Origin of the sequence: Mesorhizobium sp. DCY119 (assembly GCF_003590645.1) — a bacterium.
Classification (GTDB): Bacteria; Pseudomonadota; Alphaproteobacteria; order Rhizobiales; family Rhizobiaceae; genus Mesorhizobium_M.
The window spans coordinates 2,191,264-2,206,489 of the sequence record NZ_CP031834.1 but is presented as its reverse complement, the minus strand read 5'-3'; the positions used below and the strand labels follow the sequence as shown (position 1 = coordinate 2,206,489).

15 protein-coding genes are annotated in these 15,226 nt (G+C 63.1%); 9 read left to right on the top strand and 6 right to left on the bottom strand.

Annotated features, from left to right (window positions below; genetic code table 11):
- Positions 1 to 4 precede the first annotated feature (4 nt).
- The 5 genes from cobA (at position 5) to DZG07_RS10635 (ending at position 4,305) form a co-directional block, all read left to right on the top strand.
- Positions 5 to 790 carry a uroporphyrinogen-III C-methyltransferase gene (gene cobA / locus DZG07_RS10655; RefSeq protein ID WP_119816790.1) on the top strand — a complete coding sequence of 262 codons (786 nt, stop codon included), beginning with the start codon at positions 5 to 7 and terminating at the stop codon, positions 788 to 790.
- On the top strand, positions 787 to 2,100 hold the full coding sequence (locus DZG07_RS10650) for a cobyrinate a,c-diamide synthase (RefSeq protein WP_119816787.1): 1,314 nt from the start codon (positions 787 to 789) through the stop codon (positions 2,098 to 2,100). Before cobA ends, DZG07_RS10650 begins: the two co-directional genes overlap by 4 nt.
- A gap of 3 nt (positions 2,101 to 2,103) precedes the next feature.
- The gene (locus tag DZG07_RS10645; RefSeq protein ID WP_119816784.1) at positions 2,104 to 2,868 is read left to right on the top strand and encodes an adenosylcobinamide-GDP ribazoletransferase; all 765 of its coding nucleotides are present in this window, start codon (positions 2,104 to 2,106) and stop codon (positions 2,866 to 2,868) included.
- A gap of 19 nt (positions 2,869 to 2,887) precedes the next feature.
- Positions 2,888 to 3,898 carry a nicotinate-nucleotide--dimethylbenzimidazole phosphoribosyltransferase gene (gene cobT, locus DZG07_RS10640; protein ID WP_119816781.1) on the top strand — a complete coding sequence of 337 codons (1,011 nt, stop codon included), beginning with the start codon at positions 2,888 to 2,890 and terminating at the stop codon, positions 3,896 to 3,898.
- 92 nt (positions 3,899 to 3,990) lie between these two features.
- Positions 3,991 to 4,305 carry a hypothetical protein gene (locus tag DZG07_RS10635; RefSeq protein WP_091914893.1) on the top strand — a complete coding sequence of 105 codons (315 nt, stop codon included), beginning with the start codon at positions 3,991 to 3,993 and terminating at the stop codon, positions 4,303 to 4,305.
- Positions 4,306 to 4,368: 63 nt separating this feature from the next.
- Here DZG07_RS10635 and DZG07_RS10630 read toward each other — a convergent pair whose 3' ends face one another.
- The 4 genes from DZG07_RS10630 to DZG07_RS10615 form a co-directional block, all read right to left on the bottom strand.
- A complete protein-coding gene (locus DZG07_RS10630) occupies positions 4,369 to 5,052 on the bottom strand; it encodes an SH3 domain-containing protein (protein ID WP_162931598.1) in 684 nt (227 codons plus the stop codon).
- Between the two features lie 130 nt (positions 5,053 to 5,182).
- Positions 5,183 to 6,427, bottom strand: coding sequence for an MFS transporter (locus tag DZG07_RS10625; RefSeq protein ID WP_119821609.1), 1,245 nt, complete (start codon positions 6,425 to 6,427; stop codon positions 5,183 to 5,185).
- A gap of 125 nt (positions 6,428 to 6,552) precedes the next feature.
- Positions 6,553 to 7,980, bottom strand: coding sequence for a DEAD/DEAH box helicase family protein (locus DZG07_RS10620; protein ID WP_245429618.1), 1,428 nt, complete (start codon positions 7,978 to 7,980; stop codon positions 6,553 to 6,555).
- Positions 7,977 to 9,155 (bottom strand): NAD(P)/FAD-dependent oxidoreductase, encoded by a 1,179-nt coding sequence (locus tag DZG07_RS10615; RefSeq protein ID WP_119816776.1) that lies wholly within the window; start codon positions 9,153 to 9,155, stop codon positions 7,977 to 7,979. The genes DZG07_RS10620 and DZG07_RS10615 overlap by 4 nt, the downstream gene beginning before the upstream one ends.
- 124 nt (positions 9,156 to 9,279) lie before the next feature.
- Between DZG07_RS10615 and DZG07_RS10610 the strand changes: the two genes are divergently transcribed.
- Complete coding sequence (locus tag DZG07_RS10610) at positions 9,280 to 10,152, top strand: DMT family transporter (protein WP_119816773.1); 873 nt, start codon at positions 9,280 to 9,282, stop codon at positions 10,150 to 10,152.
- 123 nt (positions 10,153 to 10,275) lie between these two features.
- The gene (locus tag DZG07_RS10605) at positions 10,276 to 10,536 is read left to right on the top strand and encodes a DUF2188 domain-containing protein (RefSeq protein ID WP_119816770.1); all 261 of its coding nucleotides are present in this window, start codon (positions 10,276 to 10,278) and stop codon (positions 10,534 to 10,536) included.
- A gap of 117 nt (positions 10,537 to 10,653) precedes the next feature.
- On the opposite strand, the gene DZG07_RS23840 is transcribed toward DZG07_RS10605, so the two are convergent.
- Positions 10,654 to 10,818, bottom strand: a complete 165-nt coding sequence (locus tag DZG07_RS23840; protein ID WP_162931597.1) for a hypothetical protein — start codon at positions 10,816 to 10,818, stop codon at positions 10,654 to 10,656.
- A gap of 314 nt (positions 10,819 to 11,132) precedes the next feature.
- Between DZG07_RS23840 and DZG07_RS10600 the strand changes: the two genes are divergently transcribed.
- Complete coding sequence (locus DZG07_RS10600) at positions 11,133 to 12,521, top strand: pyridoxal-phosphate dependent enzyme (protein WP_091914882.1); 1,389 nt, start codon at positions 11,133 to 11,135, stop codon at positions 12,519 to 12,521.
- Positions 12,518 to 13,687, top strand: coding sequence for a cystathionine gamma-synthase (locus tag DZG07_RS10595; protein ID WP_119816768.1), 1,170 nt, complete (start codon positions 12,518 to 12,520; stop codon positions 13,685 to 13,687). Before DZG07_RS10600 ends, DZG07_RS10595 begins: the two co-directional genes overlap by 4 nt.
- Positions 13,688 to 13,750: 63 nt before the next feature.
- On the opposite strand, the gene DZG07_RS10590 is transcribed toward DZG07_RS10595, so the two are convergent.
- Entirely contained in the window at positions 13,751 to 15,199 is a 1,449-nt protein-coding gene (locus tag DZG07_RS10590; protein WP_119821605.1) for an Ig-like domain-containing protein, read from the bottom strand.
- Positions 15,200 to 15,226: the final 27 nt, after the last annotated feature.

The window sequence follows — 15,226 nt, the reverse complement described above, 5'->3', positions numbered from 1 at the left end:
TTCTGTGAGCATCGACCATCTCTTTTCCCGCCTTATCGCCGGCAAGCAGCCCCTACAGCCCGGCCATGTCTGGCTGGCCGGCGCCGGCCCCGGCGATCCTGCCCTACTCACCCTCGACGTACTCTCCGCGCTCACCCAGGCCGACGCGCTGGTGCATGATGCGCTGGTGTCGCCCGAAATCGTCGCCGTTGCTGAACAGGCCGAGAAATTCTTCGTCGGCAAGCGCGGCGGCAGGCTGTCGATCCCGCAGGACGAGATCAATGCCCTGCTGGTCAGGCTGGCACGGGAGGGCCGCAAGGTCGTGCGCCTGAAGGGCGGGCACCCCTTTGTCTTCGCGCGCGGTGCGGAAGAGGCATTGGTGCTGACACGCGAAAACATTCCCTGGCGCGCGCTTTCCGGCGTCACCTCGGCCTTCGGCGGCCTGACCTCGGCGGGCATCCCGGCAACCATGCGCGGCGTCAACGGCGCGATCATCCTCGCCACCGGCTTTGCTGCCGCCACCGACGACCGGCCAGATTGGGCAGCGCTCGCCCGCACCGGCCAGCCCATCGTCATCTATATGGGCCTGACCCATATGCCGGCGACGGTGGCGGAGCTTTTGGCGGCGGGACTGCCCGGCGACACGCCGGCGGCACTCGTCGAAAACGCCTCCATGCCCGAGGAGCGCACCGTCACCGCCCCCCTGGGCATGCTGGTCGAGACAGCGGAGCGCGAAAACATCGTCTCGCCCGCACTGATCGTCATCGGCGGCATCGTCGCCATGCGCGCCGAACTGATGGGCGACCGGTGACGGCGCGCGGTCTGATCATCGGCGCCCCGCGCTCCGGCTCGGGCAAGACCAGCGTCACCATCGGCATTCTGCGCGCGCTGGCGCGGCGGGGCCTCAGCGTCGGCGGCGCCAAATCCGGGCCGGACTATATCGACCCCGGCTTCCATCACGCAGCCACCGGCCGCCCCGGCGTCAATCTCGACAGCTGGGCGATGTCGCCGCCGCTGCTCAACGCGCTGGCGGCAAACGCCGCCTCGCAGGCCGACCTGCTCTTCATCGAAAGCGCCATGGGCCTGTTCGACGGCATTCCCGCCGCCTCCGGTCGCTCCGGTTCGGCCGCCGATCTTGCCCGGCTCTACGGCCTGCCGGTGCTGCTGGTGCTCGATGTTTCGGGCCAGTCGCAAACGGCGGCTGCCATTGCCAAGGGTTTTGCGACCTACGATCCGGATGTGCGCATTGCCGGCGTCGTGCTCAACCGGCTCGGCAGCGAGCGACACCGCCGCCTTGCCGGTGATGCGGTCGAGGCGCTCGGGCTGCCGGTCGTCGGCGCGATCCTGCGCGACCCGACGCTGTCCCTGCCGGAACGCCATCTCGGCCTGGTTCAGGCCAGCGAGCATGCCGACCTGATCGCCCATCTCGACCGCCTTGCCGACATGGCGGAACGCTCACTCGACCTCGACGCGATCATTGCGCTGATGACGCCGCTTGCACCGAAAGGCGCAGATGTTTCCGACGCCCTGCCCCCGCCCGGCCAGCGCATCGCGCTGGCGCAGGACGCCGCCTTTACTTTTATCTACCCGCATGTCGCCGCGCATTGGCGCGAAGCCGGCGCCGAGATCATTCCATTCTCGCCTGTTGCAGATGAAGCGCCGTCACAGAACTGCGATGTCTGCTGGCTGCCGGGCGGTTATCCCGAACTCCATGCCGGCAAGCTTGCCGCCGCCGAAAACTTCCGCGCCGGCATGGCAGAATTCGCCGAAACGAAGCCGATCCACGGCGAGTGCGGTGGTTTCATGGCGTTGGGGGAAGCGCTGGAGGATGCCGACGGCATCACGCACCGCATGCTCGGACTGCTCGGCCATTCGACCAGCTTCGCCAGGCGGAAGATGATTCTCGGCTATCGCCAGGCGACGTTGCTATCCGACTGCCCGCTCGGACCAGCGGGCTCGACCGTGCGCGGCCATGAATTCCACTACGCGCAGACGGTCACGCCGGGAAGCGACGACAAACTCGCGGATCTCGCCGATGGTCAGGGTAATCCACTCGGTGCCTTCGGCGGGCGGCGCGGTCATGTCACCGGCACCTTTTTCCATGCCATTGCGCGGGGCTGAGGCATGAACGGCACGCCGCGCAACCGGATCATAAGCGATATTGCGCTGTCGCTCGTCTTTCTGACGCGGCTGCCGCTTCCTCACATGGATTTTTCCGGCCGCAGCCTTTCCTCGGCCCTCTGGGCGGCACCTGTGGTCGGCGTCGTCGTCGCGCTGATCGGCGGCATTGTCTTTGCCGTTGCCGCGTGGCTCGGCCTCTCACTCGCGCCCGCCGCAGCACTGGCGCTAACCGCAACGATGCTGACCACCTTCTGCCTGCACGAGGACGCTCTTGGCGACACCGTTGATGGTTTTGGTGGCGGTTCGACGCGCGAGAAAAAACTCGAGATCATGCGCGACAGCCGCATCGGCACCTACGGCGCGGCAGCCCTCGGGCTCTCGATCCTGCTGCGCTGGACCGCACTTGCCGATCTCACCAGCGTCTCGCAGGTGTTTTGCGCGCTCATCGCGGCTCATGCAGCATCGCGTGGGCTGATCCCGGCCTTCATGCATTTCCTGCCCTCGGCGCGAGCGGAAGGGTTGGCCGCCAATGCCGGCTCGCCGTCTTACGAAACGGCAATCGCTGGAGCAGCGCTTGGTGCGCTGACACTGCTTCTGCTCGGCATGCCCGGCGCGCTGGCAACGGCCATCATTCTCGGCCTGTGGTTTTTCGCCTTCCGGAAACTGTGCCTCGCCCAGATCGGCGGACAAACCGGCGACACCATCGGCGCGCTCCAGCAGGGCGCCGAAATCATCGTGCTGCTGGCAGCCAGCGCCATATTCGTTTGATTCTTCAGGAGTTTCTTCAATGGCCTTCAAGTCCTTCGATGAATTGCGCGCCGCTTGCACGAACCTGCCGGCCGGCAGCGATGCGGCAGCACAGGCCGTGGCGCAGCATCAGGACACGCTGACCAAGCCGCAAGGCAGTCTCGGCCGGCTCGAAACCATCGTCGCCTGGCTGGCGCGCTGGCAGGGACGCGACACGCCGAAGCTCGATCGCGTCAAGGTCATCGTCTTTGCCGGCTCGCATGGCGTCACCGCGCAGGGCGTCTCGGCCTTTCCATCGGAAGTGACCGTGCAGATGGTGGCGAATTTCGCCGGCGGCGGCGCAGCCATCAACCAGCTTGCCCGCATCGCCGGGGCCGAACTCGATGTCATCCCGCTCGAAATCGAGCGCCAGACCGGCGATTTCACCCAAAGCGTGGCGATGAGCGAGGCCAATTTCCTCGCCGCCGTATCGACGGGCTACGCCACCGTCACCAAGGACACCGATCTTATCTGCTTCGGCGAGATGGGCATCGGCAACACCACACCCGCTGCCGCCGTAGCCGCTGCCCTGTTCGGCGGTGGTGCTGAAAAATGGACCGGGCGCGGTACCGGCGTCGATGACGCCGGCCTGAAGCGCAAGATCGTCGCCATCGACAAGGGCCTTGCGCTGCATGCCGATGCACTCGCCGATCCGCTGAAAATCGCTGCCGCACTCGGCGGACGCGAACTCGCTGCGATCCTCGGCGCAACCCTTGCCGCGCGCCAGCTTGGCGTTCCGGTTCTGCTCGATGGTTTTGTCTGCACCGCCGCCGCTGCACCGCTGGCGAAACTCGATCCGAACGGCCTCGCCCATACGCTCGCAGCCCACGTTTCGGCAGAGGCCGGGCACCGCGCGCTGCTGCAAGCTCTCAAGCTCGATCCCCTGCTCGATCTCGGCATGCGCCTGGGCGAAGGCTCGGGCGCGTGTCTTGCCGTCAACCTCGTCCGCTCGGCGCTGGAGTGCCACACCGGCATGGCGAGTTTTGCCGAGGCCGGCGTCTCGGAAAAATAACAGCCGCCTGCCAGAAAACCTCTCTCTTGAAGTGGAACCAAAGCCGGCACCCGCCGTTTTGGTCCCATCAGACGAATTGAGGATTTTTCGACATGGCTTCTGTATTTTCAAGGTTTCGCGACGACGTAGAAGACGATCTCGAGGATCAGATCGTGAAGCTTCGCCGCGAAGTGTCATCGCTCAAGAAGTCGCTGTCGAAACGCGGTGCCGCCACTTATGAGGATGCGCGCGACGGTGCATCGGATATCTACGAAGATCTCATGGCGCGCGTCAGCGACGCTATTCCGCATATATCGAAACAGTCCCGCGTCGTGAAACAGGCTGCCCGTGACAATCCGGTGGCTGCAACGGTCGTCGGCGTCGCCGTGGTTGGCCTACTGATCGGGCTTTTAGCGCGCGGACGCTAACGCGTTGTTTTTACGCAATTCCGGACGCAAAACCGCTGCACACTTTTGCTGGAATTGCCTAGATCACAGATAGCACTGAACGTTCCGGCGGCTGCGGCGGCTATAAGCGCTGTGGTCGCCGCATTGCGTCCCGTTGATCATCAGATCGTAAGGGCACTGGCAATCGCCTTCCTGCGGCGCGCGTATCGGCGTGCGTCCGCCAAACAGGGCTTTGGCCTTGGAAAACAGGTTGGTCGATTCGGATTTGGGAGCGACATAGCCCTGAGGACGGATGGCGCGAGGCATGTCCGGCTTCGTGCTGACATTGGTGGCCTTGCCCGGTACCGACAGGCTCGGTCGCGGCGCATCCAAGCCGGCAGGGCGCAGATAGTCGCCGTGGATCCAGCCCTTGCGCCCTCGTACCGAGACGAGCTGCCATTTTCCGTCGCGAATAATCACCTTGACCGCCTCACCCGGTCCCAGCGTCGCCACGACGGAGGCTGACAGGTTCGCCGTCGCCCGCATGTTCACGCGCGAGGTCGTGTAGAGCGAATCATCTGAGCGGGCCGCTCTGTCCGGCACGGGACGGTCCGGCCGCGCGATGGAACTGGTGATCACCTGCGAAGGACGCGGCACCGGTGGCGCGATCTTCGCCGGCGTATCGGGTAATTCGGCCTTCTTCGGCGTATCGGGCAATTCCGCCTTGCGTTCCACCGGTTTTGACGGCCGTTGCTGGGCATGGAATTTCGATGGCGGTTCTTGCGTCATCGCCCATATGCCGGCGCCCGCGGCACCGATCACCAGCCATCTCAGTTTTGGAAGCGCGAAACCAACCATGGCCGCATCATGGCGCGAAAGGTTTTAAGAGGCGGTTGACGAAAAGCAGATCGGCAGCCGGTCAGGCTCTGATTGGCTGCGCGATGCGCGAGCGCCACAACAACAGCACCATGACAGTGACGTTGAGCAGATTCCAGGCAATCCCGTTCAGGAATGCAGCTGCATAGGATCCCGTCAGATCGTAGATCCAGCCGGACATCCAGCCACCGATCGCCATGCCGACGATCGTTGCCATGATAACGACGCCGACGCGCTGGCCGGCTTCCGCCGCCGGCATGTATTCGCGCACGATGATCGCATAGCACGGCACGATGCCGCCTTGCGAAAGGCCGAAGACCAGCGACACCAGGTAGAGCGAAGCCAGCCCGTCGAATGGAATGTAGAGAAGCAGCGAGATGCCTTGCAGGACCGAGCCTATGAGAAGCGTCCTGATGCCGCCTATCCTGTCTGCCAGAAAACCCGAAACCAGGCGGCTGACGATGCCGCCCGCCAGCATCAGCGCGAGCATCTCGGTTCCCCGCGCCACGCCATATCCGAGATCCATGCAATAGGCGACGATGTGAACCTGCGGCATCGACATCGCCACGCAGCACCCGAGACCGGCAACGATCAGCAGGCCTTGCAAGACGGCTGGCGACACGCCGATCGTCTGTACCTGCCGCTTCGAACCCGAGCCGGAGGCACCGGAATGCGCCTCAACCGGCACCTTGCGCTTCAGAAACAGCAGCAGCGGTATCATCGTCACAAGGCAGATGACGCCGATGCCGATATAGGTCGCGCGCCAGCCATAGGACGGGATGAAATCCTGCATGCCCAACGGCCACAAAGCACCGGCCAGATAGTTGCCGCAGGCGGCTGCTGCGACCGCCACGCCACGGCGGCGGTCGAACCAGTGCGAAATATCGGCGATCAAGGGGCCGAAGGTTGTAGAAGAACCAATCCCGATCAGAAGTCCCTGGATGACGGCGAATTGAATGACCGATGTGGCCAAGGCTGCAAGAATGAAGCCGGCGCCAAGGGCAACGGCTGCAACAAGCGCCGGCAGCATGAAGCCGACCCGGTCGATGAAGCGCCCGATCACCACATTGCCGACGGCAAAGCCGAGCATCGTCATTGTGTAAGGCAGCGAGGCATCAGCGCGATCGATGCCGAATTCGCCCTGCACCGCCGGCAGCACGACCACCACCGCCCACATGCCGACACCGCCTATCGTCGCGACAAGCACCGAAATGGCAAGGCGCGTCCAGGAATAGGTGCTGTCGAGATAATCGGCGCGGCGCGGATCGGTGGCTATAGCCGGATTCATCATGGTGATCCTCCAGGCGTGCCGGAACGGGGTGGCTCGCCTGCACCCTTTTCGCGCATTCGTCACGCAAAAAGCAGCGCCACAGTCATTTTTTCGGGGCGCCAGCGGTTGGCGGGAATGCTTTCCTAAACGCCCACCACCGCCGCGATCTCCTCGAGCAGCCGTGTATCGTCGCCCGCCATGCCGTCCATCGACATCATGCGGGCAATGACGGTCGCACCGATGCGCTCCTCCACCGTGCCCTCGGCATAGGCGTAGTAGATGATGGCGCGTTTGCCGTCGCGATGGCAGCGGCCTTCGATCTGCTGAAGCTGGATGGCGCTGTGGCGCATGTCGTGAACGACCAGCGAACGCTCGCGCTCGCCGCCCGGCATTTCGCCCTGGTGCAGCGAGATCGATTCGGTGACGGTGAAGATAACAGCGTCCAGTTGCCCGGTCTGGAAGGCCACGCGCGTGCGTTCATTGGCATCGCCCGACTGTTCGCCGTTGATTTCGCCGACCGCCCAGCCGCGCCCGGCGAGCTTTTCGGCCAGCATGGCGCTGGTTTCAAGGAACGCCACCGAGATCGCCACCTGCTGGCCGTTAGCCAGAAGATCGTCGGCGAATTCCACCGTGCCGGTGGTGCGGATCAGGCTGGCCTTCTGGCGAAAGCGCAGATCGGCCGCCCACCCGGCGGCCCGCCGCGTGCTGCCGCCTAGAAGCCCGAGTTCGCGGCGGAACTCCCGCCATGTCGAATCGTAGAGCCGCTGCCCTGCAGCATCGAGCGCCGTCGGCGCCAGCTCGCGCTGAACTTCCGGCCAGCCGGCGATGTCTTCGGGGCGGCGGCGCATGCCGATGGCGTTTTCGCCGCGATAGAGAAGGTCCGACATGGTCTTGCGGTCGGTCTCATTCGGCTCCCACGACCAGTTCTTCCAGCGCCCCTTGGCGCGGCCGATGCCCAGCCGCTTCATCAGCTTGCGGAAATCGTCGATCTCGCCGCTTGCGCCACCGGTCGCATAGGCCAGCAACTTGCCGAGATAGGACAGTTCGTGCGGCGACTGCCCGGCGGTCGCGCTCATATAGATGGTGAAATTGGCCGCCGCCGCCATCTGCCGGCACACCAGTCCCTGCTGGGCGCCCGGATTGCGGATGCGATGGCTCTCGTCGATGATGACGATCGGCCAGATGCGCTTGGGCGCGCCATGCCGCGCAAGCTCGTTGTTCTTCGCCCGCGTCGAACGCTTGGTGCTGGCGGCAGGCGGCGCCAGCAGCGATTTAGTCCGCTCGAAATTCATGATGGTGACGCGCTTTTTTGCGTCGGGAGACCGCGCGATGGTACGCCTCCACTGAGGAATGGCACCCTTGGGGCAGATGACGAGAACGTCCGCCTCCGGCATCGCCGACACCGCCAGCCATGCCGACAGCGTCTTGCCAAGGCCGGTGAGATCGCCGAGCAGGAAGCCGGGACGGCCCTTTTCGCGCGCCGCCAGAATGGCATCGCGTGCGACGAGCTGATGCGGGCGCGGGACAAAATCGCCTTCCTCAGCCAGCACACCGTCCATCACGATGCTCATGCCGCCTGCCCCGCGCACCAGCCGGAAGACCACGCCCACTGGAAATTATAGCCGCCGAGCCAACCGGTTACATCGACAACCTCGCCGATGAAATAAAGGCCCGGCACTGCTTTCGCCGCCATCGTCTTCGAATCGAGATCGCGCGTATCGACGCCACCGAGCGTTACTTCGGCTGTGCGGTAGCCTTCCGAGCCGGCAGGTTTCACTCGCCAGCCGTTGACTCTGCCTTCGGCAATTCGGAGCTGCTTGTCAGAGAAATCCGCAAGATGGCCGGTCATGCCGAGCTCTTCAGCGATGGTCTGCGCCAGCTTCTTCGGCAGATGTGCCGACAAGGCGGTTTGCAGCGCCTGTTTGCCGTTCTGCGCGCGCGCGACACGGAGCACTTCGAAGATATCGGTTCCCGGCGCCATCGAAATGGCGATCTCGTCGCCCTCGCGCCAATAGGATGAAATCTGCAGGATCGAAGGCCCGCTGACGCCACGATGGGTGAACAGCATTGCTTCGGAGAACCGCGTCTTGCCGCAGGAGACGACGGCGTCCACCGCGTTGCCGGACAGCGGCTTCAGCCGCTCCAGCGTGTTCTGGTCGAAGGTCAGCGGCACCAGAGCCGGGCGCGTTTCCACCACCCGTACCCCGAATTGGGCCGCCACCTCATAACCAAATCCGGTCGCGCCCATTTTCGGGATCGACTTGCCGCCGCTCGCCACCACCAGCGATTGGCAGCGAACCGTACCGTCCGTCAGCTTGACCGCAAAGCCGCCGTCGATCCTGTCGATGCGCTCGGCCCGCGTCGCCAGCCTCAGCGCAGCACCTTGCTTGTTCATCTCGGAGAGTAGCATGTCGATAATCTGGGTAGATGAGCCATCGCAGAAAAGCTGGCCAAGCGTCTTTTCGTGATAGGCAATGCCGTAGCGCTCGACCAACGCAATGAAATCCCGCTGCGTGTAGCGGCTGAGCGCCGAAATGCAGAAATGCGGGTTTTGCGAGATGAAATTCTTCGGGCTGGCATAAATATTGGTGAAGTTGCAGCGCCCGCCGCCGGAAATGCGGATCTTCTCGCCCGGCTTGGAGGCGTGATCGATGACGAGCACCGAACGGCCGCGCCTGCCCGCCTCGATGGCGCACATCATGCCGGCCGCACCTGCCCCTATCACCAGAACATCGACTGAATTCAAAACGCCGCTCCGCTTGCAAGCGCTCAACTACACCAGGAAGCACGCGATGTGGAGTGCCGTGGCCCATGCGAATGATCTATCGTAGTGGTTGCAGCCACCGTGATACCTGCCGCATAAGTCGGCAATGACCGCACCCCAATCCAATCTCAAGGCAGCCCTGTGGATGGGCGGTTCGCTGGCCTGCATGCTCGCCATGACGATCGCCGGGCGCGAAACGACCAGGGAGCTGAACGTTTTCCAGGTGATGGAGATGCGCTCCATCATCGGCCTTCTCATGCTCTATCCGCTGGTGCTGCGCAGCGGCGGCATCAGGGCAATGCGAACGACGTTGCCCTTGCAGCATCTGTCCCGCAACATCGCCCACTATGCCGGCCAGGCCCTTTGGCTCTTCGCGCTGACGCTTATCCCGCTTGCCCAGCTTATCGCCATCGAGTTCACCGCGCCGATCTGGACCGCCCTGCTCGCCATGGCTTTCCTCGGCGAGCGCATGAATATCTGGAAGACGGGCGCGATCGTGTTCGGGCTGATCGGCGTCACCGTCATCGTCCGGCCGGGCGTTGCCGAGGTCAATGCCGGCCAGCTTGTCGTGCTTGCCGCCGCGGTCTGCTTCGCCATTTCCTTCGTGCTGGTGAAGGCGCTGACGCGCAGGGACAGCGCGGTAAAGATCATCTTCTGGATGCTGGTCATCCAGTCGGTCATCGGCCTGATCCCGGCGCTGCACGAGTGGCATTGGCCATCGCTGCATGTCTGGCCATGGATTTTCGTCATCGCCTTTTCCGGCTCCTACGCGCACTACTGCATGGCGCGTGCGGTCGCCCACGCTGACGCGACAGTCGTCATGCCCATGGATTTCGTGCGCGTGCCGGCGACTGCGCTTGTCGGCTGGCTGGTCTATTCGGAGCAGATCGACATGTTCACCGCCATCGGCGCCGCTCTCATCCTCGGCGGCAACCTGCTCAATCTGATGGCGCGCACACGGCGGACTGTCACGGCCTGAAATCGCCTCCCTGAAATCGGTGGGTCCGCGGTTGATCGATGCCGATATGCGCGCCCATGTCATACCGCCGATACACACCCAAAACTAAGCTGCGCTGGCATCAGGACACCAACGGAGGCGACCATGTCCGACGATCAGACTGCCAAGGTGACGGCCCATCAGAAGAACGATGACGACAAGTGGTACTACTCGATCAGCGGCGATGACGAACGGGTCGGTCCATACGATTCCGAGGAAGAAGCGCTTGCTGCCGGAGAAGAGGTTCTCGACGAAATGGCGAGCGATGACGAGGATGAAGATGAAGACGGCGACGAAGTCGTAGCCGAAGCGGATGACGACGATAGCGACGAAGAAGAAGAGGACGAGGAAAAAGCCTCGGCTTGAGCAGAACCGCTCAACGGCTTGCGATTGCCGGCCTCACATGGCGCGCAGTCATTGTTGCGCCTGGATTGCCCGCCTCGGTCCGATCCCGTACGGGCAAAGTCAAAATTGCAGCAGCCCTCAGTTGCCCGACTGGCCGCCGCCGCGATCCGTCCGCTTCTTCAACGGCGTCATAGCTTCCTCGCGCTTGCTCCAGCTCGCGTAGCCGTCGTCTGAAGCGCAGCCCGCGAGCAAGCCGCCGGACAGGACCGTCAAGGCCGTCAGCACAAGCAGAATTCTCGTCATGTCGTTCTCCGTTCGGCTCGACGCATTTGCCCGACGACGCTGGTTCAAGTCAACTGTTCCGGCTCGAACCTAATGTGGCAGTCAAGGTACGAAAAACGAGGAAGGATTCAAATTTCGATTACATCACCATTGTTAGACTTATTTGGCTTTTGTCCGCACACTGTTTGCCTCAGATAGAATTCAATTCCAGATCACAGCGGACAGGTGTGAAAACCTGCCGCGACTGCTATCTGTAACGTGACACCCGCCCGGCACCGCGGGTCGAACCGGGCCAGAGCGGTCAAAGCCGCCGTATGCGAGAATCGGAGGAAACGATGACACGTCTGCGCAAGCCCTATTCCTCGGTGCTCGATCTGATCGGCGAGACGCCGGTGGTCGAGCTGACGAAATTCGACACCGGCAAATGCCGGCTCTTCATCAAGCTCGAGAGCCAGAACCCCGGCGGCTCGATCAAGGACCGCATCGCGCTTTCCATGATCGCCGACGCCGAACGCTACGGACGCCTGGCGCCCGGCGGTACGATTGTCGAGGCGACGGCAGGCAATACCGGGCTTGGCCTTGCGCAGGTCGGCATTCCCAAGGGCTATCGCATCATCCTCGTCGTGCCCGACAAGATGTCGCGTGAAAAGATCCAGCATCTGCGCGCATTGGGCGCCGACGTACGGCTCACCCGCTCGGATGTCGGCAAGGGCCATCCCGAATATTATCAGGACATGGCCGAGAAGATCGCCGCCGGCATTCCCGGTGCCTTCTACGTCAACCAATTCGCCAATCCGGCCAATCCGCTGGCCCACGAAACCACGACCGGGCCGGAAATCTGGGAACAGCTCGAACACAAGGTCGACGCAGTGGTCGTCGGCGTAGGTTCGGGCGGCACGCTGACCGGCCTTGGCCGCTTCTTCAAGGAGGTATCACCGCAGACCGAGATGGTGCTTGCCGATCCCGTCGGCTCGGTGCTGGCGCCGCTCATCAAGACCGGCAAGATGGAAGAGGCAGGCAGCTGGACCGTTGAGGGCATCGGCGAGGATTTCGTGCCGCCCAACGCCGACCTGTCGCTCGTCTCCAAGGCCTATTCGATTCCCGACAAGGCGAGCATGCTGGCGGTGCGCGACCTGCTTTCCCGTGAGGGCATCCTCGCCGGTTCCTCCTCCGGCACGCTTCTATCTGCTGCCTTGCGCTATTGCCGCGAGCAGACCACGGCGAAGCGGGTCGTGACCTTCGTCTGCGACAGCGGCAACAAATATCTGTCCAAGGTGTTCGACGATTTCTGGCTGGCCGAACAGGGCCTCTCCGAGCGCGACAACCACGGCGATCTGCGCGATCTCGTCGCCCGCTCGCACCGCGAGGGCGGCACCGTCTTCGCCGGCCCCGGCGACAGCCTGCTGACAGCCTACGGCCGCATGCGCCGTGCAGACGTTTCGCAACTGCCGGTGCTCGACGACGGTAAACTCGTCGGCATCATCGACGAGAGCGACGTGTTGGCCGTGGTCGACGGCCCCTATGACAGCCGCTGGGATCGTTTCAACGCCCCGGTCAATTCGGCCATGAGTTCGGAACTCCACACGCTCCAGGCGAGCCAGACACTGGATTCTCTGCTGCCCGTCTTCGACCGCAACGAGGTCGCCATCATCTTCGATGGTGACGAATTCGTCGGTCTCATCACCCGCATCGACCTGATCAACCATTTGAGGCGCGCACGATGACCACTTCGCCCAAGAACCGCCTGGCTTTCGCCACCCGCACCATCCATGGCGGCCAGAGCCACGACCCCACGACCGGCGCGGTGATGGTGCCGATCTACGCCACCTCGACCTATGCCCAGCAGAGCCCCGGCGTGCACAAGGGTTTTGAATATGCGCGCAGCCAGAACCCGACGCGCTTTGCCTTCGAGCGCGCCATCGCCGATCTCGAAAGCGGCTCGGGCGCCTTTGCCTTCGCCTCGGGGCTGGCAGCAATCGCCACGGTGCTGGAACTGCTCGACGCCGGCGCGCACATCGTCGCCACCGATGACATCTATGGCGGCACGTTCCGGCTCCTTCAGCGGGTGCGCAAACGTACGGCCAATCTCGACATCACCTTTGTCGACTTCACCGACCTCGCCAAAGTCGAAGCCGCCATCCGGCCCGAGACGAAGATGCTCTGGGTGGAGACGCCGACCAACCCGCTGCTGCGCATCGTCGACCTCGAGGGCGTGGCAGCTCTCGCGCGCCGCAAGGGCCTGATCTCGGTTGCCGACAACACTTTCGCCAGCCCCTATATCCAGCGGCCGCTGGAACTCGGCATCGACATCGTCGTCCACTCGACGACCAAATATCTCAACGGCCATTCCGACATGGTCGGCGGCTGCGCGGTCGTCGGCGAGAACAAGGAACTCTTCGACCAGCTTAAATTCCTGCAAAATGCCGTCGGCGCGATTTCAGGACCGTTCGACAGCTTCCTGGCCCTGCGCGGCCTGAAGACGCTGGCGCTGCGGGTTGAAAGGCATTCGCAGAACGGCACGAAGATCGCGAAATGGCTGGAAAACCGTTCGGATGTCCGCCGCGTCATCTATCCCGGCCTCGAAAGCCATCCCCAGCACGCAATCGCCAAGGCGCAGATGCATGCCTTCGGCGGCATGATCACTGTGGAATTCGACCGCGACCTCGCCGCCACAAAGCGCTTCCTCGAACGGACCCAGCTTTTTGCGCTGGCAGAGAGCCTTGGCGGCGTCGAAAGCCTGATCGAGCACCCTGCCCTGATGACCCATGGCAGCATTCCGGCAGAACAGCGAGCAGCGCTCGGCATCTCCGATTCGCTGGTGCGTATTTCGGCGGGCATCGAGGACGGCGACGACCTGATCGCGGATCTGGATCAGGCGCTGGCGGGATAGAGGCTATTTTTCTCAAAGCGCTCCGAGACGGCCAATGCACAACTGGCCGTCGGGAATTTGCGCCTACACGATAAAAAAGTCGCCGGCGGAAAGAGACGTGCCGTGGCTTACAGCGGCGAATTTGACCGCTGCTGCGCCACCCGCGCCGTCCGCATCGTACAGCAGATTGCCGGAGGCCTTGTTGTAGATGATGCGGTCATTCTCATCGACGGCGGATTTGCCGATCACGAATGCCCCGGCATCCAGTGCGCCGGTGGCAAGCCCGGCAAAGACAGCACCGTCGAGCTGAATAATGTCGTCGGCGGAGCTGAAGTCGAGGATCCTGTCGTGGTTCGCTGACCCGGGCGCGGTATCGAAGACGAAGGTATCGTTACCCGCCCCGCCCGAGAGTCGGTCATGGCCGGCACCGCCATTGAGAATATCATTGCCAATGCCACCGTGAAGTCGGTCATTGCCGGCACCACCGTTGAGAATATCGTCGCCTGCGCCGCCGCGAAGCCGGTCGTTGCCCGCGCCGCCAGTGATTTCATCATTGCCCGCACCGCCCCGCAGGCGATCGTTGCCGGCACCGCCATCGAGGGAATCGTTGAACTTGCTGCCGGTGATGCGGTCGTTTCCGCCATTCGCGGCGACCAGAACGGCGTGATCGTAGGCCTTGTAGCTGACGGTGTCCTTGGCGTCGGTCAGCGTGATGCTTTCGGCCGGCGGAGCGACGGTGATGGTGATCGTCGCCACGTTGCTGTTGCCCTGGCCATCGGTGGCATAGACGGTAAATGTGTCGGTGCCGATGAAGCCTGCCTCGGGCGCATAATCGAAGAGGTTCCCGTTCAGATAATCCGCGTGATAGTGCAGGCTGTCGAAATAATGGCCCTGGTGAAACGGATAGTAACCGGCCTCATATTTCGTTTCCTGCTGCAGCGTGCCGTGGTCCGGCCCATCGACGACGACAAAGCTCAGCAGATCGTAATCCGCATCCGTCGCGCTGAACTTGATGTCGTCGAGAGATTGTCCCGGCGCAAGTGTGAAGCTCAGATTGCTGACCGTGGGAGCGTGATTGATGAAAGTGTCGGGCTGGACCACGCCACCATCCAGGATGATCTGATGCTGGCCATACTGGGTGTTTTCACCGCCATAATATTCGTTGGCGCCGATCCACGTCACCGTGATGTCGTTCGGGCTATCGGCGCTGACGGAGACGATCTGGGTCGACAGATAGGCCGCCTGATCGGACAGCGTGCGGATATAGTTGCCGTCATTGTCGAAGACGGCCGTTTCTATCGTCGTGAAGAGCTCGGTCCTGCCGTCATTGGTGAAGGTGGAGACGGTGAAGAAGCCGTCGAAGACATCGACCGAAGCCACATCGACCCAGCCGAACGGAAAATCCGTGTGCGCCCCTGTCGGCCCGAGAACGTCGCCGTCAGTCTCCGTTATGGAAAACAGAACCGCGTCGGGGCTCTCATTGTTGACGTCTTCCCAGACGGTAAGCTCACTACCATTGCTTAAGGTCGGCATCGTGTTCTTCCCTTCGTTATCCGGCGA

Bases quoted from the DNA above. Each gene is read 5' to 3' on its own strand.
- DZG07_RS10625 (WP_119821609.1), bottom strand. From the start codon at position 6,427: ATGAATCCGGCTATAGCCACCGATCCGCGCCGCGCCGATTATCTCGAC.
- cobT (WP_119816781.1), top strand. From the start codon at position 2,888: ATGGCCTTCAAGTCCTTCGATGAATTGCGCGCCGCTTGCACGAACCTG.
- DZG07_RS10600 (WP_091914882.1), top strand. From the start codon at position 11,133: ATGACACGTCTGCGCAAGCCCTATTCCTCGGTGCTCGATCTGATCGGC.
- DZG07_RS10635 (WP_091914893.1), top strand. From the start codon at position 3,991: ATGGCTTCTGTATTTTCAAGGTTTCGCGACGACGTAGAAGACGATCTC.
- DZG07_RS10610 (WP_119816773.1), top strand. From the start codon at position 9,280: ATGACCGCACCCCAATCCAATCTCAAGGCAGCCCTGTGGATGGGCGGT.
- DZG07_RS10620 (WP_245429618.1), bottom strand. From the start codon at position 7,980: ATGAGCATCGTGATGGACGGTGTGCTGGCTGAGGAAGGCGATTTTGTC.
- DZG07_RS10595 (WP_119816768.1), top strand. From the start codon at position 12,518: ATGACCACTTCGCCCAAGAACCGCCTGGCTTTCGCCACCCGCACCATC.
- DZG07_RS10630 (WP_162931598.1), bottom strand. From the start codon at position 5,052: ATGACGCAAGAACCGCCATCGAAATTCCATGCCCAGCAACGGCCGTCA.
- DZG07_RS10605 (WP_119816770.1), top strand. From the start codon at position 10,276: ATGTCCGACGATCAGACTGCCAAGGTGACGGCCCATCAGAAGAACGAT.
- DZG07_RS10590 (WP_119821605.1), bottom strand. From the start codon at position 15,199: ATGCCGACCTTAAGCAATGGTAGTGAGCTTACCGTCTGGGAAGACGTC.
- DZG07_RS10645 (WP_119816784.1), top strand. From the start codon at position 2,104: ATGAACGGCACGCCGCGCAACCGGATCATAAGCGATATTGCGCTGTCG.
- DZG07_RS23840 (WP_162931597.1), bottom strand. From the start codon at position 10,818: ATGACGAGAATTCTGCTTGTGCTGACGGCCTTGACGGTCCTGTCCGGC.